Annotated in this window: 15 protein-coding genes; 5 read left to right on the forward strand and 10 right to left on the reverse strand. The window is 67.3% G+C overall.

The genetic code is table 11. The annotated features are described in order from the left end of the window. The first annotated feature begins 125 nt into the window (after nt 1-125). Nucleotides 126-1,337, forward strand: coding sequence for a macrolide 2'-phosphotransferase (locus Q8Z05_RS00645; protein WP_305941621.1), 1,212 nt, complete (start codon nt 126-128; stop codon nt 1,335-1,337). Here Q8Z05_RS00645 and Q8Z05_RS00650 read toward each other — a convergent pair. From Q8Z05_RS00650 to Q8Z05_RS00660, 3 genes are all read right to left on the reverse strand, one after another. After that, nucleotides 1,309-4,869, reverse strand: a complete 3,561-nt coding sequence (locus Q8Z05_RS00650) for an ATP-dependent helicase (protein WP_305941622.1) — start codon at nt 4,867-4,869, stop codon at nt 1,309-1,311. The two genes, Q8Z05_RS00645 and Q8Z05_RS00650, sit on opposite strands and share 29 nt — an antisense overlap. Further along, on the reverse strand, nt 4,866-8,261 hold the full coding sequence (locus tag Q8Z05_RS00655) for an ATP-dependent helicase (RefSeq protein ID WP_305943443.1): 3,396 nt from the start codon (nt 8,259-8,261) through the stop codon (nt 4,866-4,868). The genes Q8Z05_RS00650 and Q8Z05_RS00655 overlap by 4 nt, the downstream gene beginning before the upstream one ends. A 110-nt stretch (nt 8,262-8,371) precedes the next feature. Further along, the gene (locus Q8Z05_RS00660; RefSeq protein WP_305941623.1) at nt 8,372-8,788 is read right to left on the reverse strand and encodes an MGMT family protein; all 417 of its coding nucleotides are present in this window, start codon (nt 8,786-8,788) and stop codon (nt 8,372-8,374) included. 114 nt (nt 8,789-8,902) lie between these two features. On the opposite strand from Q8Z05_RS00660, the gene Q8Z05_RS00665 reads away from it, so the two are divergent. From Q8Z05_RS00665 to Q8Z05_RS00680, 4 genes are all read left to right on the forward strand, one after another. After that, nucleotides 8,903-9,655: a 3'-5' exonuclease gene (locus tag Q8Z05_RS00665; protein ID WP_305941624.1), complete on the forward strand. Its 753-nt coding sequence runs from the start codon at nt 8,903-8,905 to the stop codon at nt 9,653-9,655. Nucleotides 9,656-9,980: 325 nt separating this feature from the next. After that, entirely contained in the window at nt 9,981-11,060 is a 1,080-nt protein-coding gene (locus tag Q8Z05_RS00670) for a methionine ABC transporter ATP-binding protein (RefSeq protein ID WP_305941625.1), read from the forward strand. After that, a complete protein-coding gene (locus Q8Z05_RS00675; protein ID WP_305941626.1) occupies nt 11,057-11,728 on the forward strand; it encodes a methionine ABC transporter permease in 672 nt (223 codons plus the stop codon). Before Q8Z05_RS00670 ends, Q8Z05_RS00675 begins: the two co-directional genes overlap by 4 nt. 174 nt (nt 11,729-11,902) lie before the next feature. Next, complete coding sequence (locus tag Q8Z05_RS00680; RefSeq protein WP_305941627.1) at nt 11,903-12,745, forward strand: MetQ/NlpA family ABC transporter substrate-binding protein; 843 nt, start codon at nt 11,903-11,905, stop codon at nt 12,743-12,745. Between the two features lie 107 nt (nt 12,746-12,852). Here the strand turns inward: Q8Z05_RS00680 and hemL are convergent, their stop codons facing one another. Genes hemL through hemQ form a run of 7 tightly spaced genes read right to left on the reverse strand, consistent with a single transcriptional unit; the run spans nt 12,853 to nt 20,267 of the window. Next, entirely contained in the window at nt 12,853-14,196 is a 1,344-nt protein-coding gene (gene hemL / locus Q8Z05_RS00685; RefSeq protein WP_305941628.1) for a glutamate-1-semialdehyde 2,1-aminomutase, read from the reverse strand. Nucleotides 14,197-14,208: 12 nt separating this feature from the next. Beyond that, the gene (locus Q8Z05_RS00690; protein ID WP_305941629.1) at nt 14,209-15,303 is read right to left on the reverse strand and encodes an LLM class flavin-dependent oxidoreductase; all 1,095 of its coding nucleotides are present in this window, start codon (nt 15,301-15,303) and stop codon (nt 14,209-14,211) included. Beyond that, a complete protein-coding gene (gene hemB, locus Q8Z05_RS00695) occupies nt 15,300-16,283 on the reverse strand; it encodes a porphobilinogen synthase (RefSeq protein WP_305941630.1) in 984 nt (327 codons plus the stop codon). Before hemB ends, Q8Z05_RS00690 begins: the two co-directional genes overlap by 4 nt. After that, complete coding sequence (locus Q8Z05_RS00700) at nt 16,280-17,251, reverse strand: uroporphyrinogen-III synthase (protein ID WP_305941631.1); 972 nt, start codon at nt 17,249-17,251, stop codon at nt 16,280-16,282. Before Q8Z05_RS00700 ends, hemB begins: the two co-directional genes overlap by 4 nt. Nucleotides 17,252-17,269: 18 nt before the next feature. Continuing rightward, nucleotides 17,270-18,268 (reverse strand): hydroxymethylbilane synthase, encoded by a 999-nt coding sequence (gene hemC, locus Q8Z05_RS00705; RefSeq protein WP_305941632.1) that lies wholly within the window; start codon nt 18,266-18,268, stop codon nt 17,270-17,272. Then, entirely contained in the window at nt 18,265-19,545 is a 1,281-nt protein-coding gene (locus Q8Z05_RS00710) for a ferrochelatase (protein WP_305941633.1), read from the reverse strand. Before Q8Z05_RS00710 ends, hemC begins: the two co-directional genes overlap by 4 nt. After that, nucleotides 19,542-20,267 (reverse strand): hydrogen peroxide-dependent heme synthase, encoded by a 726-nt coding sequence (gene hemQ / locus Q8Z05_RS00715; RefSeq protein WP_305941634.1) that lies wholly within the window; start codon nt 20,265-20,267, stop codon nt 19,542-19,544. The genes Q8Z05_RS00710 and hemQ overlap by 4 nt, the downstream gene beginning before the upstream one ends. Nucleotides 20,268-20,290 lie beyond the last annotated feature (23 nt).

A 20,290-nucleotide genomic window follows, 5' to 3' on the forward strand; every position in this document is an offset into this window, starting at 1 on the left:
TAAGCCTTCCGGTCAGTCCTGCGTGGGCATGATCACGTGCCGGATCAGCGGGGGAAATCGTCCCGATCTCAAGACTCGCCGTAGTACATCGCCATCTTGGGCGCCAGTCAATCTACCGTGGATGGGTGAGAAGAAAACCGATCGAACTGGCAGCTGTAGCAACTGCGGCAGTCCCCGGACTGACGCCGACCGCCGTGAGTTCCGCCCCGGACGATCCGGCGGACTTCGATTCGGCACTCCTCCTGGACTCCGAGGGGAAGCAGTGGCGGGTACGATCGCCTCGCCACGCGGAGGCCAGCGCCCGCTTGGAAACTGAGTTCATGGTCCTCCGCGCATTCGCCCCGGGAATCAGGGCCGAACTGCCCTTCCTGATGCCCACGGTGGCAGGCACCGTGCGCCAGGGGGCCCTGAGCACTTTCGTATATTCGCACCTGGCGGGCACCACCCGCAGCGTCGAAGAGCTGACCGCCGGTCCGGAAGGACTCGCGAGGGAAGTTGGAGCGGCGCTGGCCGCGATCCACGACCTGCCCCGGGCTTTGGTCAGCAACGCCGACCTCCCCAGCTATACACCCAACGAGTTCCGGCAGCGCAGGCTCAACGAACTCGACCAGGCCGCAACCACCGGGAAGATCCCGCCCGTGCTGCTGCGCCGCTGGGAACACGCCTTGGAGGATGTGTCGCTGTGGCGCTTCAATCCGTGCGTAGTGCACGGCGACCTGCACGAGGACAACATCCTGGTTGACGGAGAACGTGTGACTGCCGTGACCGGATGGACTGATTTGCGCATCGGCGATCCCGCCGACGACATGGCGTGGCTGGTGGCCTCCAACGAACAAGGCTTCGTGGACGCCGTCCTGCGCCATTACACGACGAGCCGGCGTGACGCCCCGGACGCCCACCTGCTCCGCCGTGCGGCGCTCTCTGCCGAGTTTGCGCTGGCCCAGTACCTGGTCAAGGGCCTGGCCGCCGGCGACCAGACCATGATCGGTGAAGCTGAAGAAATGCTTGCCTCGCTGGCCGACGACATCGCCGAGCACGGCGGCCAGCCCATCAGCGTGGAACCTTTGCCGCAGGCCGTCCCGGCCGTCCACGTGGAACCTGTGCCGCAGGTCGAACCGGCCAGCGCCGCCGCCATGCCTTCCGTGCACGTGACCCCGATCCCGGTCGAAAAGTCCGACGCCGGGGCGGCCGCTCCGGAAGGAAGCGCTCCGGCAGCGGGAGGCAGTGAAGCGGACCCCGCCACCGGCCTTGCCGGGGAAGCCACTCCCCCGGCCCCGCCGGCAGCGGACGACACCTCCACAGCCGCCCTCAAGATTGTGGACGCAAAGTCCCACTAACCGGGCTGGCAGCCTTGGCCAGTGCGGTGGTTCCGCCGAGGGCAGCTGTCACGATATCTTCCAGTTGCTCCGCCGTGCCGAGGTCGTGGGGCCGGACCACCTGGTCTTCCCCCACGTAGTAGAAGGCCGCCCGGACACTGTCCAGCGGGACTCCTTTGAGTCTGGCCCAGGCAAGACGGTAGACGGCCAGCTGGACAGCTTTGACCTTCAGCTGCCCGCCGGCGGGACGGCGGCCCGTCTTCCAGTCCACGAGGTCCCAGCCGCCGTCGGCATCCCGGAACACGGCATCGATCCGGCCACGCACCACAACATCGCCGATGCGTGTTTCAACGGGAACCTCGACATGGGCGGGGGCACGGTGCGCCCACTCTGAGTTCCGGAATGTCTCCACCATGGAGTCCAGCCCGTAAGCCTCGTCTATATGGTTGTCCGAACCGGGTGCCTCGTCCAGCTCCAGCATGCCCGCCTTGCCGAAGTATTCCTCCACCCAGGCGTGGAAAGCCGTGCCCTTGCGGGCCGACATGCCTGGCTCCCTGGGAACAGGCCGCCGCAGCCGTGCAAGCACGGATCCGGGGTCGTCACCCAGGTCCACGAAAGTTGACGCCGAGATGTGGCCGGGCAGGTGGACATCCTGCACCGTTGCCCTGCGGAACCGGCGCTCCAGCAGCAGGTCCGCCTCCTGCGCCCAGCTGGCGGCGACGCCCCGGAGCGGACGCGAGCCCTCCGCGGCAGCAGGAACCAGCGCCGCGTCCCCGGTTGCGCCGCCGGCCATGGCTTCGCGGACCCGTCCGGCAGCCGTTTCCATTGCGGCGCGTCGCCCGGGTACCAGCCTGAGCCTGGCTCCGGTGCGCGGATCGGCGGGTCCTTCCAGCGGATCATACGGCCACAGAGCCAGTTCCAGGTCCTGGGTCAAGGGACTTTCGGCGGGCAGGGATGACTCCTCCACCGAGGCGGGATGTACGACGGCGGCAGGCTCCTCCGCCCCTCCCCTCGCCATCGCAGGCTCATCGGCCCGCTCGACGGCCGGCTCAGGTCCGCCGGCCTCCGTCCCGATTCCTGCAAGGTGCGCCAGTTCCGACAGGAACGGCGACATCTCCGCCATGCCGGCCCGGGAACCGACCCAGGCGGCGCTGGAAACCCACAGCACGAATTTCGCCCGGGTATAGGCGACGTAGGCCAGCCTGCGTTCTTCTGCTTCACCGTGCGCCTGGACCTCCGCCTTGAAATCCTTTTCGGCATTCAGCCAGCCCTTTTGGTCCGGCTGGTCCGTGTCCCACTGGGGCAGGTCGCCACGGTCTCCCCGCAACGGCCAGGGCAGGGCTGCACTGCCGCTGCTCCAGCGGGAATCCCGGCTGCTGGGAAACGCGCCGGCGTTCAGGCCGGGAACGAACACAACGTCCCACTCCAGGCCCTTGGACGCGTGCACGGTCAAAAGCTGCACGGCTTCATGGTTGACGTCCGGCGCGGCGACGTCCAGGCCGCCCTCCTCCGTGGCTGCGGCTTCCAGCCACGCCAGGAAAGCCAGCACGTCGACGCGCTGCGAGGTATGGAGGAACCCTGCGGCCGCATCGTGGAATGCGTCCAGGTTCCTCCGGGCCTGGTGAATGCTGATGCCAGGACGGGCCGCTACCTCGATATCCAGGAGCATGGCCCGTTCCACTTCACCCAGCAACGTGGTGAGGTCATCGCCCATGAATCCCCGGAGCTGACGGAGTTCGGCCGAGAAGGCGTGCAGCCGGTCGAGGGCTTCAGTGCTGAGGGACCTGCCGTGGGCCGACGTCCAGCCTTCCCGCGGCAGCCAGTCCAGCGCTTCCACCAGGCTGGACGAATCGGTGATGTCGCTCTCGATAACGGCGGCCCCGGCGTCATCACTTTCATCCGCGTCCCGTCCCGGGTGTTCCCGGCGGCGGGCGAGGAATGACGACCAGTCCCGGAAGGCCATCAGATCTGCCGGACCTATGCGCCAGCGTGCTCCCGCCAGGAGCCGCATGAGTGAGTCCGACCGGCCCGGATCTGCGAGGACGCGCAAGGTTGCGACCAGATCCACGATCTCCGGCGTGTCCAGGAGTCCGCCGAGGCCCACGATCTCGTAGGGGATTGCGCGAACTTCGAACTCACGCCGGATGCACTCCATCTGTGCGCGCCGGCGGCACAGGACCGCCATGGCCGGAGGTACCCGCTCTGTTCCGGCACTGTCTTCAAAGTCGGTGACGCGGTAGCGCAAAACGTCCCCCGCTATTGCCCGGGCCTCGTCTTCGTCCGTGGCAAAGCGCCCGATGACAACCTTTCCCTGGGCCGCCGCGGGACTGGGCTGCAGCGGCGGGACCTCCACTGAGTCCGCAGATTCCCGTTCCCCCGCGGGGCCGCTCTGAGCGGCAGCTGCACTGAGCGGAGCCGAAATGACGTTGGCCGCGGAAAGGATGTTCCGCCCGTTGCGCCACGCGGTTGTCAGGTAGGAAGTGGGTGCCACCGCGAACGAATCACGGACCATGACCGGGAATTCCCGGACAAAATGGAAGAGCTGGCCGGCGGACGCGCCGCGGAAGCCGTAGATCGATTGGTTGGGATCGCCCACGGCCGTCACCGCGTGGCCGCCGCCGAAGAGCCTGGAAAACAGCACGAGCTGGGCATGCGACGTGTCCTGGAATTCATCCAGCAGCACCACTTTGAACCGTTGGCGCTCCACTTCGGCGGCGAGCGGAATCTCGCTGGCGACCCGCGCGGCCAGCGCTACGAGGTCGCCGAAGTCAAGGGCGCCGCGGACCCGCTTCGCTTCGGAGTACCTGCCCACCATTTCGGCAACGCTGGCCCGCGTGCGGAGCATGGCACCAAGTTCTCCCGCGGCCTGGGTCGGATTCTTCTTGGCTCCGGCCACATAGGGCAGTGCTTCAAATTCGGCGACGCGGTGCATCAGCCATTCCTGCACTTCGTCGGGATCACGGAGGTGTTCAGCGCACTCGCCCGCGAGCTGGATGACGGCCTTCACAAGCGTGGATTTGGCAGCACGGAAGTGCTCGTATTCGCCGTCGAACGCCTCGACGACTTCGCTGGCCAGCTGCCATGCCTGCGCTCCGCCCAGGAGCACAACGTCACGTTCGACGCCGAGCCGGAGACCGTAGTCGGACACGATGCCGCTGGCGTAGGAATGGTAGGTGGACACCTTGGGTTCCAGGGCGTCCTCGCTGAGCAGGCCCGCGGGAAAAATCCGGTGGGCGCTGTCTTCCGCCGCGATCCGTTGCAGGGCAGCCAGCTTGGCCCCGATACGGCTGGCCAGCTCGCCTGCTGCCTTGCGCGTGAACGTTACACCGAGGACTTCCTCGGGCCTCACCCAGCCGTTGGCAACGAGCCACACGACGCGGTCCGCCATCGTGGCGGTCTTGCCCGATCCTGCACCGGCAATCACCAGCCGCGGCGTGAGCGGCGAGGAAATGATGGCGGATTGCTCCGCGGTGGGGCTGTTGCGTTCGCCCAGCATGGCGGTCAGCTCCTCCGGGGAGAACCGGGGTGCCGGGACGTCGTGCGGCGTCGTCATTCAGTAACCTGCTTTCCGCGCGGACAAAGGGGACAGACCTCGGGCAGACGGCAGCCGTAGCCGCCGTGTCCCGTTTTTGCCGGATCGTGGCGCGCCTCGAAGACGCTGCCGGACATCAGCCGTGCGGCCTCGTTCACCATGTCGAGCGCCCAGTTGCCATCGGAGCCGTCCAGCGGCGCCTGGACCTGGATGCCCGGGCTTTTGTTGCTTGTGCCGAGCTGTGCCAGTACTGCCCCGCCCGGCTGAACGTCCCCGGGCTCAGCGTCACCGGGCTGAACGTCGCCGGCAGTTACGCCGGGTTCTGTGAACCCTCCGGCGAGGACCGCAGCCTGGTAGGCACCCAGCTGCGGGTAGCGGGCAAGATCGGCCTTCGACGGCTGGCGTTTGCCGGTTTTGAGGTCCACGACCACCAGCCGCCCGTCGGAATCGATCTCCAGCCGGTCCACCTGGCCGCGGAGGACGGCGGACCTGACCTCCGGCTCCGGTTCAGACACCGACGCCGGAATTTCCGGGGGCTGCGGTACGTCCGTGATGTCCGGCAGCCTCACTTCGAAGTCCTGCTCGACGCCGACGAGGCTCCTGCCTTCACTGCGCATGACCAGGATGTACTGCGCAAGCTTCCGGACCATGCCTTCGGCGCGCTGGAAGTCCAGTTTGCCTTCCCAGTTATCCTTCATGCCGAGCGCCGGCCATCGCCGGACCAGTTCCGCCACGTACTCCCCGCCCGACGCATCAGGCATGTCCTGCGCGATGGCGTGGACCAGTGTTCCGAGGCTCCTGGCAAAGTCGGTGGCGGCTTCTCCGCCCGCAGCCTGGATGAACCAGTCGAGCGGTGACTTGTGGACCGTCTCCACCTTGGACGGGGAGACGAAAACTGTTCCGCCAACCGGGACAATCCGTTCACCGGAAGACAACGGCGCGAGACCCCACCAGGAGTCGGGACGGGCCCCCGGGACGGGCGGTTCTGCAACGGCCAGCCGGGCCAGGACCCTGGCGGCTTCGACAGATTCCGCGGCGGACCTGCCGTCAAGTTGCGCATGCTGCCGGAGTTCAGCCACGAGGGCCCGGAGGGTCATTGGCCGTTCCACCGGAGTGAACGTCCGCCGATCCTGCCCGGGACGCAGCGGTGCCACGTAGTCGAGGAAGGAGGAGGGCTGTTCGTCCTCTGATGAAACAGCGGTGCAGATCAACACGTCGCGGGCTCTGGACACGGCTGTGGAGAAGCTGCGGAGTTCGTCATACCGGATTTCCCGCAACCTGCTGAGGGGCCCCAGCTGCAGTGCATGTTCAACCCCGTGCTCGACGGCGTCGGCGAACAGTGTGCTGCCGAGGAGCTCCCCGCGGAGCCGGGTGTTGGGCCACACGCCTTCCTGCAGGCCGGCAATAATGACGACGGGCCATTCACGGCCGGCGGCACTCGCCGGGGTCATGAGTTCCACAGCGTCCTCCAGCTGTGCCCGGGCTGCCAGCGTGTCCATGGGCAGCTCCTGGCTGAGCAGGTATTCCAGGAACTGGTCCGGTCCTGACCCCGGCAGCTGGTCCACATAGCGCTCGGCGGTGTGGAACAGGGCCATCATGGCGTCCAGGTCGCGGTCTGCCCGGGCTCCAGCCGCCCCGCCGGCCAATGCTGCGTCAGTCCAGCGGGCGGAAAGACCCGTGGAGTTCCAGAGAGCCCACAGCACTGTCTCCGCGTTGGCCCCCGGTTCACGCGCTGCCACGCGCCCGGCCTCAATCATGCGGGCGACCCGGCGGGCCGAGCGGCCTTCGATGCCCGTGGTGGCCAAGGCTCCCGGTTCAAGCAGCGACTCGACGAGCAGCGCATCACTGGTGCGGCCTCCTCCGCCGAGGATTTCTTCGCGACGCAGTGACTGGCGAAGCCGCCGCAACTCGATGGAGGTCGCTCCGCCAATCCGGGACGTCAGCAGCGCGACTGCTGACTCCGGGGTCAGTACGGCGGGATCCAGCGCCACGGCATAGGCATCAAGCAGGGGCCGCACTGCGACTTCGTCCCGGACCGCAGATTCGGCCACTGGAACGCGCACGGGAATACCGTGGCCGGCCAGGTGGCGCTGCAGCTGGTTGAGCTGGCCGCCGTTCCGCACGATCACTGCGATGTCGCCGAGCTCGCGTCCGTGGTTCAGGTGCGCATCCAGGATGCGCTGCGCCACATAGCGCAGCTCCTGGACCGGCGACGGAAGGACATGGCCCTCAACCGCGCCGCGGTGGTGGCTACGGGAGGAAGGGGGACAGTCCGTCGGATCGCCGGGAGCCGGCACGGCACTCTCCAGCCGTCGGGCCGACTGGCCGCCTGCCCGTTGCGAGATACGCCCCGCCACCGAAAGCCATGCGTCGGCGACAGCGGCGGTGTGGCGGTGTGTCACTCGAAGCGGGCGTTCCAATATCGTGTGCCTGGCTGCAGCTTCCCTGGGACCGTTTTCGGCGGCCCCTTCAGGAGCCAGCAGATGCGGCAGCTCGGCCGTGAGGTCAGGCCTGGCGCCGCGGAAACCCTGGACCACGGTGTCCGGGGACAACGTCACGTAGGCGTCCTTGCCTGCCGCGATGTCCGCCAGCAGTTCGAACACCGCAGGATTGGCTTCCTGGATGTCGTCCACAAGGATCAGCTGGAGCCGCTCCCGCTCAGCCGCCAGGAAGTCAGGGGCATCCTGGAAGATCTGTCGGGCCGCGGTGATGATTCCCGCGGGGTCGAAAGCCTCGGGCATCCGCAGGTCCAGGACGTCGCGGTACTCGGCGTACAGTGCGGCGGCGGGGATCCAGTCCGGACGGTTGCACTGCCCGGCCAGGACCACCAGGTCATCGGGTGTCCGGCCGGATTCGATGATCCGGTCAAAGAGCTGGCGCACTTCGTGGCGGAACCCGCGGGTTTCCAGGGCGGCACCCAGGTCATCCGGCCAGGGCAGCTCGAGGCCCGGCAGGGCGTGGCCTTCAAGGAGTTCCTTAATGATCAGGTCCTGCTCAGGCCCGGACAGTAGCCGCGGCGGCCGCGCCAGCGGGAGGATGCCTTCCGCCTTGGCGCGGCGGATCAGATCAAAGGCATACGACGCCCAGGTGCGCGCCGGCGTCGTGCTGAGGCTTCTGTTGAGCCGGGCCGTGAAGCGATCCCTCAGGGAATCGGCGGCAAGCCGGCTGGGCGCGAGCACCAGCATTCTTTCCGGATCCACGCCGTCCCGCTCGGCCCTGCGAACCGCCGCTTCAATGAGGACAGTGGATTTTCCCGTACCCGGTGCTCCCGGAATAAGGACGGGGCCCGACCCGTGCGGTACATCCACTGCCGCCTGCTGGTCCGGTGACAGCACCGGAATAACGCTGAGGACCTGACGGGGAGGGAGGAGCTTGAGCCCGGAGGCCGTGCCGGCGGGTTTGGCTACCGTCAGCTGGCCAGGTTGCCCGTCTGATCGCTGCCCGGACCGGGTCCGCTGGTCCGACGTGCGCTGGTCCGACGTGCGCTGGTCCGATTGGGCCTCGGGGGTGTCGCTGGTAAGTGTCACACAGTCATTTCATCATCGGGGGCGGACATTTTATGGAGCCGCCGCTCCAACCGCTCGGCAATCAGGTCTATGAGGTCAAAGTCACGGTCTGTGGGGGCCCACCGCGCCTCCGTCAGGTCGACGCGCCAACGTCCCTCGCCGGTCCGGAGGAAGTCCAGGTAGCGGCCCAGAAGCGGGGTCCCTTCCTGGAGGTAGAAAGCCAGGGCTTCGGCTTCCAGGCCCTGGGGTGCTTCGCCGTTTGCCCTCAGGACCCGCCACCAGGGAACAGAGCTGCCGTGGTGGCTCATGACGGACCCCACCTGCCGCGCACCACCGGAACCGAGCAGCTCGGCAACGTCCCCGTAGGCTACGGCTGCACCGGGAGGGACGAGCCGGACCAGGGACAGCACCGCCTCTACATACTCCGTGCGCATGCATCCAGCGTAGCGGTTTCCGAGTTGCCCGAATTTGTCGATCCGAGCTGCCGTCCGGGCGGCACGCCCGCTGCCTGTCACAAAACCGTCAGTGGCAGCAGGTAGTTTTGAGGCATGAGCACCAGGAACACCGGCACCACCAGTACCAATACCAGCACCAGCACGTGGGACACCCGGCCCCGGGCCGCCTTCGACCTGGAGACCACCGGCCGCAATTCGCGCGCCGCCCGGATCGTTACTGCGTCGGTCACAGTGGTGGATGCCGATGGAAGTGTCATCAAGGAACATGAGTGGCTCGCGGATCCTGGTGTCGAGATCCCCGCCGAAGCCAGCGAAGTCCACGGCGTGACCACGGAACGTGCCCGCCAGGAGGGCCGTCCGGCGGCAGAGGTAACGCGAGAACTCGCGTCCGTGTTGCAGGGATTGTTCGACGACGGTGTCCCCGTTATTGCGTTCAACGCCAGCTATGACTTCACGGTGCTGGCTGCCGAGTCAGCCCGCTACGGCATTCCGCAGCTGCACCGCTTCCCCGTTCTGGACCCCTACGTCATGAACAAGCAGGTGGACCGGTACCGCAAGGGCAAGCGGACCCTGACCGCACTGTGCGAAGAATACGACGTCAACCTCGACAACGCCCACACCTCCGCGGCGGATGCCCTCGCAACGCTCCGGATGCTGGACGCCATGGCCGGCAAGTTCCCCAAGCTTCGAATGGCTGCCGGCCAGCTCCATCAGCTCCAGGTCGGCTGGGCGGCCAGCCAGGCCGCGGACTTCCAGACCTATCTCCGCAAGACCAAGCCCGCCGCCGTGATCGAAGGTGAATGGCCCGTCCTCCCGCCTGAAGACGCCAGCAGGGGCGACTTCTAGCCCGCCCGGACACAGTGCCAGGGCCGGAGCCGGGGCCGGGGCACGGGCTCAGGGTCCGGCAGCCGGGCACGGCCCGGGCTCTGGGACGAGGATCACACGGAGCGGCACGTCCGGGAGCGGCCAGCCTGGCCGGGTGCAATTTGGCAGGCCGTGGTGAGGCTGCATGAGCAACGCGACAAATACTCTGTCGCCTAACGGCATGCAGGAAAAATGGTGCTGCGCCGAACATTATGCGGAAGTGACTCGCCGATGGGTCCGCTGACATAATTAAGTTCAAAAGCGTGCTTGTGCTATGCCCTGCCCGAGGCCAACCTCCTGAGGATAAATGATCACAGTTACCGACCTTCGAAAGGTCTACCGCCAGGGGAAAAAGGAAGTGGTGGCCCTCGACGGCGTCACACTTTCCGTTCCCAAAGGTTCCATCCACGGGATCATTGGCCATTCCGGCGCCGGAAAATCGACCCTGGTGCGGTGCCTCACGCTGCTGGATCGTCCCACGTCCGGGGCTGTCAGCATTGACGGCACGGAACTGAGCGCCGTCAAAGAGTCCGAAATACGTGCGGCCCGGCGACGTATCGGCATGGTCTTCCAGCACGCCAACCTTATGGACTCGCGCACCGCGGCAGGCAATGTGGCGCACCCCCTGGAGCTCGTCAAGACGCCGAAGGACACGATCCGGACCAAGGTCGCGGAGCTGTTGTCCCTCGTGGGCCTCGAAGGCTTCGAAAACGCTTACCCCTCCCAGCTCTCCGGTGGCCAGCGCCAGCGCGTAGGCATCGCCCGGGCACTTGCCGCCGACCCCGACGTCCTGCTGTGCGATGAGCCCACGTCAGCCCTGGACCCTGCGACCACGGACGAAATCCTCGACCTGATCCAGGACCTCACCAGGCGGTTGCAGCTCACCGTGCTCATCATCACACACGAAATGAACGTCGTGAAGCGGGTCTGTGATTCGGTATCGCTCCTGTCGAAGGGCCGCATCGTCGAACACGGCGCCCTCAAGGACGTGGCCGGTGACCTAGAGAGCAAACTGGCTAAGGCGCTGCTGCCGCTGCCTGCGTCCGAACCCCTGAAGGGCGCACTCCAAGGCGGGCCGGTCCTCGAAATCCTGTTCGCCGGGGACAATGCCAAGGAACCGGTACTCACCGGCGTTGCCCGGCATTTCGACATCGACCTGAATGTCCTGGCCGGCAGCGTCGAAACACTGGGCGGCCAGCAGTTCGGGCACCTCCGCGTGCAGCTCGCCGAGAATGCTGATTACGACGCCGTCCTCGGCTACCTCCACCAGCGCGGAATAGGCGCAAAGCTGGCCGCGACCAACGCGGCATCCGATGACGCCCTGGAATTTGGTGCCGCGGAACCGGACGCTGCTGAATTGAACGACGCGACGGGAAGGAACTCATGAACGACATCTTCAGCAACCCCGTCCTTGCCAAGGCACTGCCCGAAGCAATCGTTGAAACCCTGCAGATGGTCGGAATTTCGGCCTTCTTTACGGTGCTGGTGGGCCTGCCCCTGGGAGTCTTCCTGCACGTCACGGCGCCGGGCGGCCTGCGTCCGATGCCGGTCACGAACCGGATCATGAGCGACGTCATCGTCAACATCACCCGGTCCATCCCGTTCGCCATCCTGATGGTGGCGCTCATTCCCTTGGCCCGGTTCCTGACCGGCACGAGCCTTGGCCCTGTTGCGGCCTCGGTTTCGCTGTCCATCGGCACCATTCCCTTCTTTGCCCGCCTGGTGGAGACGTGCCTCCGGGACGTCCACCATGGCAAGATCGACGCCGCCCAGGTCATGGGTTCCACCAAAATGCAGGTCATCAACAAGGTGATGCTGCGCGAATCGCTCCCGGCCCTCGTAGCAGCCACAACAACCACCGTGGTCACGCTGGTGGGATACTCGGCCATGGCCGGCCTGGTGGGCGGCGGAGGACTCGGAAAGCTGGCCTACAACTACGGCTTCCAGCGGTTCGACGTCACGGTCATGATCGTGACCATCGTCCTGATCATCGTCCTCGTGCAGGTCATCCAGCTCGTCGGCGAGCAGATCGCCCGCAGCCTCGACCACCGCTAACCCCGGGGCCCATAGCTACCCCCGGACCTCTGCTACACCGCCACTGACCAGCCGTCGTCCAACGGGCACGGCAATCTTCACCGCAGCAGGTAGCCGCCCGCTGCATCTGTGCCGGAGCGGCGCCGGGCGCAAGCCCGCCGTCGAACTCCATGCAATTCGAAAGGAACGCACCCGATGCGTAAATCACTCTCCCTCCTGGCCACCGGTATTGTCACCGCGCTGGCCCTGACGGCCTGCGGCGGTTCCTCCAGCCCCAGCGCCGAAACCACCGCCCTTGACCCCGCAAAGCCCGCCACCCTCACCGTCGGCGCAAGCCCGGTCCCGCAGGCCAAGATCCTGGAATTCCTCAACGAGGACCTCGCGCCCAAGGCCGGCCTGAAGCTGGACATCAAGGAGATCGAGGACTACCAGACTCCGAACACCGCCCTGAGCGATGGCTCGCTGGACGCCAACTACTACCAGCACCTTCCCTGGTACGAAGACCAGGTCAAGACCAAGGGCTACAAGTTCGGCCACGGCGAAGGTGTCCACATTGAGCCGTACGCCGCGTTCTCCGAGAAGGTCAAGGACATCCAGGAGATCCAGGACGGCGCCAAGGTTGCCATCACCAACGACCCCTCCAACCAGGTCCGGGCCCTCAAGGTCCTCCAGGTTGCCGGCCTCGTGAAGGACATCAAGGATGATTCCTCGGTGCTGACCCTCACCGACGAGCAGAACCCCAAGAAGCTGAAGTTCTCCGAGAACCAGCCCGAACTCCTGATCAACGACCTCAAGGACCCGTCTGTGGACCTGGCCCTGATCAATGGCAACTTCATCCTGAAGGCCGGCCTGAGCACCAAGGACGCCCTCGCAGTGGAGGCCGTGGAGAACAACCCCTACGCCAACTTCCTGGCCTGGCGCGAAGACTCCAAGGATGACGTCCGGATCAAGAAGCTGGACGAGCTCCTGCACTCCCCCGAGGTCAAGGCCTTCATCGAAAAGGAATGGCCCAACGGTGACGTGACGGTGGCCTTCTAGGCATTCCGCTACTCAGCCTTAGCGCAAAAAATCCCCGTCACCCGGACAATTCCCCTTCGCATTCAGCGGGGATTCGTCCGGGAGGCGGGGATTTCTGTTGTGAGCCGTTACAGGCCGGCGGGCACCGCCGCCGACGCCGCGGCCCGTGCTGCAGCCGGGAGCGCCTCGAAGATCCGGTTCATGGCGGCGTCGTCGTGCGCCGCGGACAGGAACCAGGCTTCGAAGACGGACGGCGGCAGGTATACCCCGGAGTCCAGCATGGAGTGGAAGAACGGCGCGTAGCGGAACACTTCCTGGCCTTGGGCGTCGTCGTAGTTGTGGACGCCGCGGGCCGAGGTGCCGAAGGCCACCGAGAAGAGGTTGCCGGCGCGCTGGATGGAGTGGTCCACCCCGGCAGCGTCCAGTGCCGAGGACAGTGCCGAGGAGAGCTCCAGCGAGCGTGCGTCGATGAACGAGTAGACCTCGGGGGTGGCGTGGGTCAGGGTGGCCACGCCGGCAGCCATGGCCACCGGGTTTCCGGACAGCGTCCCGGCCTGGTATACGGGTCCGAGCGGCGCCAGGTAGTCCATGATGTCCGCCCGGCCGCCGAGCGCCGCCGTGGGCATCCCGCCGCCGATCACCTTTCCGAAGGTCAGCAGGTCCGGGCTCCACGGCTCGGCAGCGTCCGCCGCTCCGCCGGTGAGGCCCCAGTAGCCGGAGTAGCCGGTGCGGAACCCGGTGAGGACTTCGTCCACGATGAGCAGGGCGCCGTGTTCGCGGGTAATACGGGAAAGTCCGGCGTTGAATCCCTCGCCCGGCGTGACCACGCCCATGTTTGCCGGAGCCGCCTCCGTGATGACGGCGGCGATGTTGCTGCCGTGCGCGGCGAAGGCGGCCTCCACGGCGGCAAGGTCGTTGTACGGCAGCACCAGGGTCTCTGCAGCGGTGGCAGCAGTAACGCCGGCGGAGCCGGGAAGCGCCAGGGTGGCCACGCCGGATCCGGCGGCGGCCAGGAGCCCGTCGAGGTGGCCGTGGTAGCAACCGGCGAACTTGATGACCAGGTCGCGGCCGGTGAAGCCGCGGGCCAGGCGGATGGCGGTCATGGTGGCTTCGGTGCCGGTGGACACCATCCGGACGCGTTCTGCGGCGGGAACGCGTTCCTTGACGATGGCTGCCAGGTTGGCTTCGTCCGGTGTGGAGGCGCCGAAGGAGAGCCCGCGGTCGACGGCGGCGTGGACGGCTTCGAGCACCGCGGGGTGGGCGTGGCCAAGCAGGGCGGGGCCCCAGGAGCACACGAGGTCCACGTACTCGGCACCGTCGGCGTCTGTCAGGTACGCGCCCTTGGCGGACACCATGAACCTCGGGGTGCCGCCTACCGAACCGAAAGCCCGGACGGGAGAGTTGACGCCGCCCGGCATGAGTTGGCGTGCACGGTCGAAGAGTTCCTCATTACGGGGAGAGCTGGAAGTCATGTTCCTATTCTTTCAGTTTTCGGGTGCGTGCCCGGACAGGAGCTCGGCCACCCGGGGTGCCACTACGGTGCCCAGCAGTTCGATGGACCTCATCATGGCGGTGTGCGGCAGGGAGCCGCTGCTGTACTTGAGGTCGAAGCGGTCCACGCCCAGGTTGCGCTTGAGCAGGGCGATTTTTTGCGCGACCGTTTCCGGCGACCCCACGTAGAGCGCGCCTTCGGGGGTGCACATGGCGTCGAATTCGCGCCGGCTTCCGGGGCCCCAGCCGCGTTCGGCTCCGAGCCTGTTGCGCAGGCCCAGCCAGTGCGGGAAAAACTCCTCCCGGGCCTCCTCATCCGTCTCGCCGACATGTCCGGGCGAATGCGTGGCCACCTGCTGCATCGGATGCCCGTACTTGGCCATGGCCTCGCGGTACAGGTTGGCCAGCGGAGCGAACGACCGGGGCTCTCCGCCGATGATCGCAAAAATGACGGGGTAGCCGTACTCCGCGCAGCGCAGCACGGACTCAGGGGTTCCGCCCACGCCGATCCAGGTGGGCAGCAGGTGGTGCTCCAGCGGCGGGTAGACGCTCAGCCCGTTGAGGGGCGGGCGGGTGCGCCCTTCCCAGTGGACGGGTTTCTGGGCCCGGACCTTGTCGAAGAGCTCCAGCTTTTCCTCGAACAGGACCTCGTAGTCGGCGAGGTCCAGGCCGAACAGCGGGAACGATTCGATGAAGGACCCGCGGCCCAGCATGACTTCGGCGCGTCCGCTCGAAATGGCATCCACCGTGGAGAAACGCTGGAAGACGCGGATGGGGTCATCGGAGCTCAGGACGGTCACGGCGGAACCAAGCCGGATGTGCCTGGTCCGTGCTGCGGCGGCGGCCAGGAACACCTCGGGGGCCGAAACGGCGTAGTCCTGCCGGTGGTGCTCCCCCACGCCAAAGGCGTGGAGTCCGACGTCGTCCGCCAGCTCCGCCTGTTCCAGCAGCTGGCGCAGGACCTGCGCATGCGGCACCGGGTGCCCGTCGGGATATACCCCGACGTCGCCGAACGTGTTCAGCCCGAGCAGGACCTTTCCGGGTCCGACGGGGGCAGTGGCGCTCTCCGCGACGGCTGCGTTGCTCATCGGGTTTCCTTCAGCCAGCCGGCCAGCTCGGACGCCCAGTACGTCAGGACCATGTTGGCCCCGGCGCGCTTGATGCCGAGCACGGATTCGGTAATGGCCGCGCGGCGGTCGATCCAGCCGTTGGCGGCGGCCGCCTCGATCATGGAGTACTCCCCCGAGATCTGGTAGGCCGCCACGGGCACGGAGCTCATGGACGCGACGTCGGCGAGGATGTCGAGGTAGCTCATGGCGGGCTTGACCATCACCAGGTCCGCGCCTTCGGCCAGGTCCAGCTCCACCTCGAGGATGGCTTCGCGGCGGTTGGCGGCGTCCATCTGGTACGTGCGCCGGTCCCCCTTGAGCTGCGAATCCACGGCTTCCCGGAACGGGCCGTAGAAGGCAGAGGCATACTTGGCGGCATATGCCACCACGGCAGTATTGACGTGCCCGGCATCCTCGAGCGCCTGCCGGATCACGCCGATCTGCCCGTCCATCATTCCCGACGGGCCCAGCATGTGCGCCCCGGCGTCAGCCTGCGCCACCGCCATCGCCGCGTAGATTTCCAGGGTGGCGTCGTTGTCCACGTACCCGTCGGCGTCGAGGACGCCGCAGTGGCCGTGGTCGGTGAATTCGTCCAGGCACACGTCGCTCATGACCACCAGGTCATCGCCCACCTCCGCCCGGACGTCCCGGATGGCCTTGTTGAGCACACCGTCGGGATCCAGCGACGCGGTTCCCCGGGCATCACGCTCGGCGGGGATGCCAAAGAGCATGATCCCTCCGACGCCCAGCTCCACGGCCTCGGCCGCAGCCCTCTTCAGGGAATCGGTGGTGTGCTGCACCACCCCGGGCATGGAGGCGATGGGGTTCGGTTCCGTCAGGCCCTCGCGGATGAAAGCGGGAAGGATCAGCTCGGGCGCCGCCAGCCGGTTTTCTGCCGTCATCCGGCGCATGGCCGGAGTGGTGCGGAGCCGGCGGGGGCGGTGGGTCGGGAAGCTCATGGTCTGTCCTTCTCGTGGGTCTCGGGGGCGGGCGGGGATGGGGTTGAATGTTCCGGTGCAAGCGCCCGGATGACAGCCGACACCAGGCCGGATGCCGTTGGTTCCTCTGCGACGGCGGCCACGGTCAGCCCGAGCAATTCGGCCTCTGCCGCAGTGGAGCGGCCGATCGCCACGAAGCGGCAGTCCCCCAGCGGCGACAGCCCGGCATGGATGCGGCGGGCGGCGCTGGGTGAAGCGGCGACGACGGCGTGCAGCCGTCCTGCGGCAAGCTCGGCTGTCGCTTCGGCTGGGCTGAGCACGGCCGTTCCCGGCTCCCCGTTGGCGGACGGCGGTCCCGACGGCGGATCGGCCGCACCCCCCGGTGCCAAGCTGTATGCCGGTGCGAAGCTGCGTGCCGGGTCAGCCGGATAGTCCACGGTGTGGTAGGCGGTGACCGCCTGGACACTGGCACCGAGCGCTTCCAGCCCGTCGGCCAGCCTGCTGTCGGCGATGTCGGCCTGCGGTAGGAACACGCTGCCCTGGCCGCGAGGCCAGATGTCGAGGAGGCCGACGCCGGACTGGAGCCGGGACGGAGCCAGGTCCACGGCGATCCCCCGCGATTCCAGTTCACGCTGTGTGGCTGGCCCGATGGTGGCCACCTGAAGGGAGCCGGGCAGCCATCGGCTCAGCGTCGTGCCCCGTTCCCGGGCAAGTTCCTCGAGGGCCTGGATAGTGGTGGCGCTGCTGATGACCAGCCAGCTGTAGGCACCCGCACCCAGGGCGTCGAAGGCGACTTCCAGCGAATGCAGGTCCCGGGCGCGCTCAAAGTCGATCAGCGGAAGCAACAACGGCTCGGCACCGGTTTCCCGCAGGGCGGCGAGGAGCGGCGCGGCCCGGTCAGGGCTGCGCGTTACCAGGACGCGGGCGCCCTCAAGCACACGCAGCCCGCGTTGGTCGCCACCCCGGCGGGCACTGCGCCGTCCCATCATCTGCCCGGCTCCGCCGGTTCAGGAAGCGGCAAGGTCCGCGATGTCGGCTGCTCCGGCCGCCAGCAGCACCTCGGCCAGTTCGATGCCAAGGAGCGTGGCGCCCACTTCGGTGAGTCCGTCCGTTGCCCGCTTGTCACGGACAGAGGCTTTCCCGTCGACGGCGCAGACCGCGGCTTCCAGGTAGAGCATGCTTCCCTTGCGGTAGGCGTAGGCGCCGACGGGGGCCGCGCAGCCGGCCTCCAGCCGGGCCAGGAGCGCCCGCTCGGCCGTCACCGCAAGCCGGGTGTCCATGTCATCCAGTGCTGCCAGCGCCTGGGCCAGCGGCGCCTGTGAGCCCTCGGTGGATCCGGCTTTCCGGGGTGCATCGGCGGTACGGCATTCGATGGCCAGTGAGCCCTGCCCGGCGGCGGGCAGCATCACGTCGGTTTCGAGGTATTCGCTGACGGTGTCCAGCCGGTTGATGCGCCCGAGGCCGGCGGCCGCAAGGACCACGGCGTCGAGGTCGCAGGATTTCCCTTCCACCACCGCGTCGGTCACATTGCCCGGCAAACCGGGGACGCGGCCCAGGCGGGTGTCCACGTTGCCGCGGATATCCACAACGTCCAGGTCGGGCCGTGCTGCGCGGAGCTGCGCTGCACGGCGCGGGGAGCCGGTCCCCACCCGGGCGCCCTGCGGGAGGTCAGCCAGTTTGAAACCGTCGCGCGCGCAGAGCACGTCGCGTACGTCGACTCGTTTTGGCGTTGCCGCCAGGGACAGGCCGGGAGCGGCTCCCGTGGGCAGGTCCTTGAGCGAATGCACGGCAACGTCGCACTGGTCCCGCAGGAGCGCGTCGCGCAGGGCCGCCACGAACACTCCCGTGCCGCCCATCTGCGAGAGGGAACCGGTCAGGACGTCCCCTTCGGTCCGGATGTGGACCAGTTCCACGGGGAAGCCGCCGATGGCGGCCAGCTGGTCGGCTGTTTGTTGGGTCTGGGTCAGCGCCAGCTTGCTGGCGCGCGTCCCGATGCGGACTGTCACAGGGATCCCTGTCCCTCCGCCGGCGATGCCGGTGCGGCGGCCGGATCCGAAGGGTAGGGGTCATGACCCGTGCCCACGGTGGTGTCCGCCCCTGCAATGGTGGGCTTCTCACCGCGGAAGTTGGCGCAGCAGCCCGGGCGGCAGACGTCGTACCAGGGGCCCAGGTCGGTCAGGTGGGGCCGGTCGGCGATGTTGTTCGCCGCAGTGCGCTCACAGATCAGGTCCACGATGCCGCCCACGAACTTCCGGTGGGTGCCGGGGGTGGGGACCCGGGTGGCCAGGACGCCGAGGTTGCGGCAGGTCTCCAGGGCTTCGGTGTCAAGGTCCCAAACGACTTCCATATGGTCGCTGACGAAACCCAGGGGCACAATCACGATGCCCTTGACACCCTGGCCGGCGAGTTCTTCGATGGCGTCGTTGATATCCGGCTCCAGCCACGGAACGTGCGGAGCGCCGGAGCGGGACTGGTAGACGAGGGACCAGGGGGCACTGTCGCCGGTTTCCGCCTCGACCCGGCGGATGACCTCGGAGCCGGATGCCAGATGCTGGGCCACATAGGCCGAGTCTTCAGCGAACTGGCGCGGTTCAGCGTCGGACCGGCCCGCGGCTTCGGCGTCCCGTGTGGGGATGGAGTGCGTGGCGAACAGGATGTGGACGGGGGCGTCCGGGGTGCCCGCTGCAGCCAGCTGGGCCCGGACGTCCGTCAGACCCGCAGCGGTGCCTTCCACAAAAGGCTCCACGAAACCCGGGTGGTCAAAGTACTGGCGCACCTTGTCTACTTCCAGCTTTCCGTCCAGGCCTGTCTCGGTCAGCGCCATGCCGATGTCTTCGCGGTACTGGCGGCAGCTGGAGTAGCAGGAGTAGGCGCTCGTGGTGACCATCAGGACCTTGCGGTGGCCGGCGTCGTAGACGTCCTGCAGCGTCTGGGGGATGTACGGATCCCAGTTGCGGTTGCCCCAGAACACGGGGAGGTCAATGCCGCGGGCGGCAAGCTCGGCTTCGATGCCGGCCTTGAGCGCGCGGTTCTGCTGGTTGATCGGGCTGATGCCGCCGTTGGCGCGGTAGTGGTGCGAGACCTCTTCGAGCCGTTCGTCCGGAATTCCGCGCCCCCGGGTCACATTGCGGAGGAACGGGATGACGTCATCCTGGCCTTCGGGGCCGCCGAAGGAGGCAAGGAGGACGGCGTCGTACTCCTTCGGCGCCATCCGGCCTGATTCCGTGACCGGGTTGACGGCGGTCGCGGCTGCGGATGCTTCCTGGGATTCAAGCGGGCTCATGCGAGGACCTCGGCGATCTCGCCGGCAGTGACCCGCCGGCCGGTGTAGAAGGGGATTTCTTCACGGACGTGGTGCCGGGCTTCGGTGGCGCGCAGGTGGCGCATCAGGTCCACGAGGTCCACGAGTTCGGGTGCCTCCAGGCCGAGGATCCATTCCCAGTCGCCCAGGGCGAAGGATGACACGGTGTTGGAGATGACCTGCGGAAAGTCGCGGCCCAGCAGTCCGTGGTCGCGCAGCATGGCCCCGCGCTCCGCATCGGGAAGCAGGTACCACTCGTAGGAGCGGACGAACGGATACACGCAGAGCCATTCAGCGGGCTCGACGCCGCGGGAGAACGCCGGAGTGTGGTTCTTGGCGAACTCAGCCTCGCGGTGCACGCCCATGGCGGACCAGGCGATCTCCGTACCGGCGAAGAGCCGGCTGCGGCGGATGTCGCGGACGGCCTGCTGCAGGGCCTCGGGCTTGGGCCCGTGGAGCCACACCATGATGTCCGCGTCTGCACGCATTCCCGAAACGTCGTAGCTGCCCCGGTGGACCACGCCGGCATCAGCCAGGCGGGCCAGCAGCGCTTCGAAGTCCGCTGCAGCATCGGCGCTGCGCAGGACGTCGGCGGAGCGCTTGAACACCGTCCAGAGAGTGAAGAACTGCTCTGTTTCTTCGGCTGCTGGTTTTTCGGCTACTGATTCGGTTTTAGTGACAGATTCGGCAGAAGTGTGGCTCATAGTTACCAGTCTGCCCCTTCGAT

It is taken from the genome of Arthrobacter oryzae (assembly GCF_030718995.1).
GTDB classification, from domain to species: Bacteria; Actinomycetota; Actinomycetes; order Actinomycetales; family Micrococcaceae; genus Arthrobacter; species Arthrobacter oryzae_C.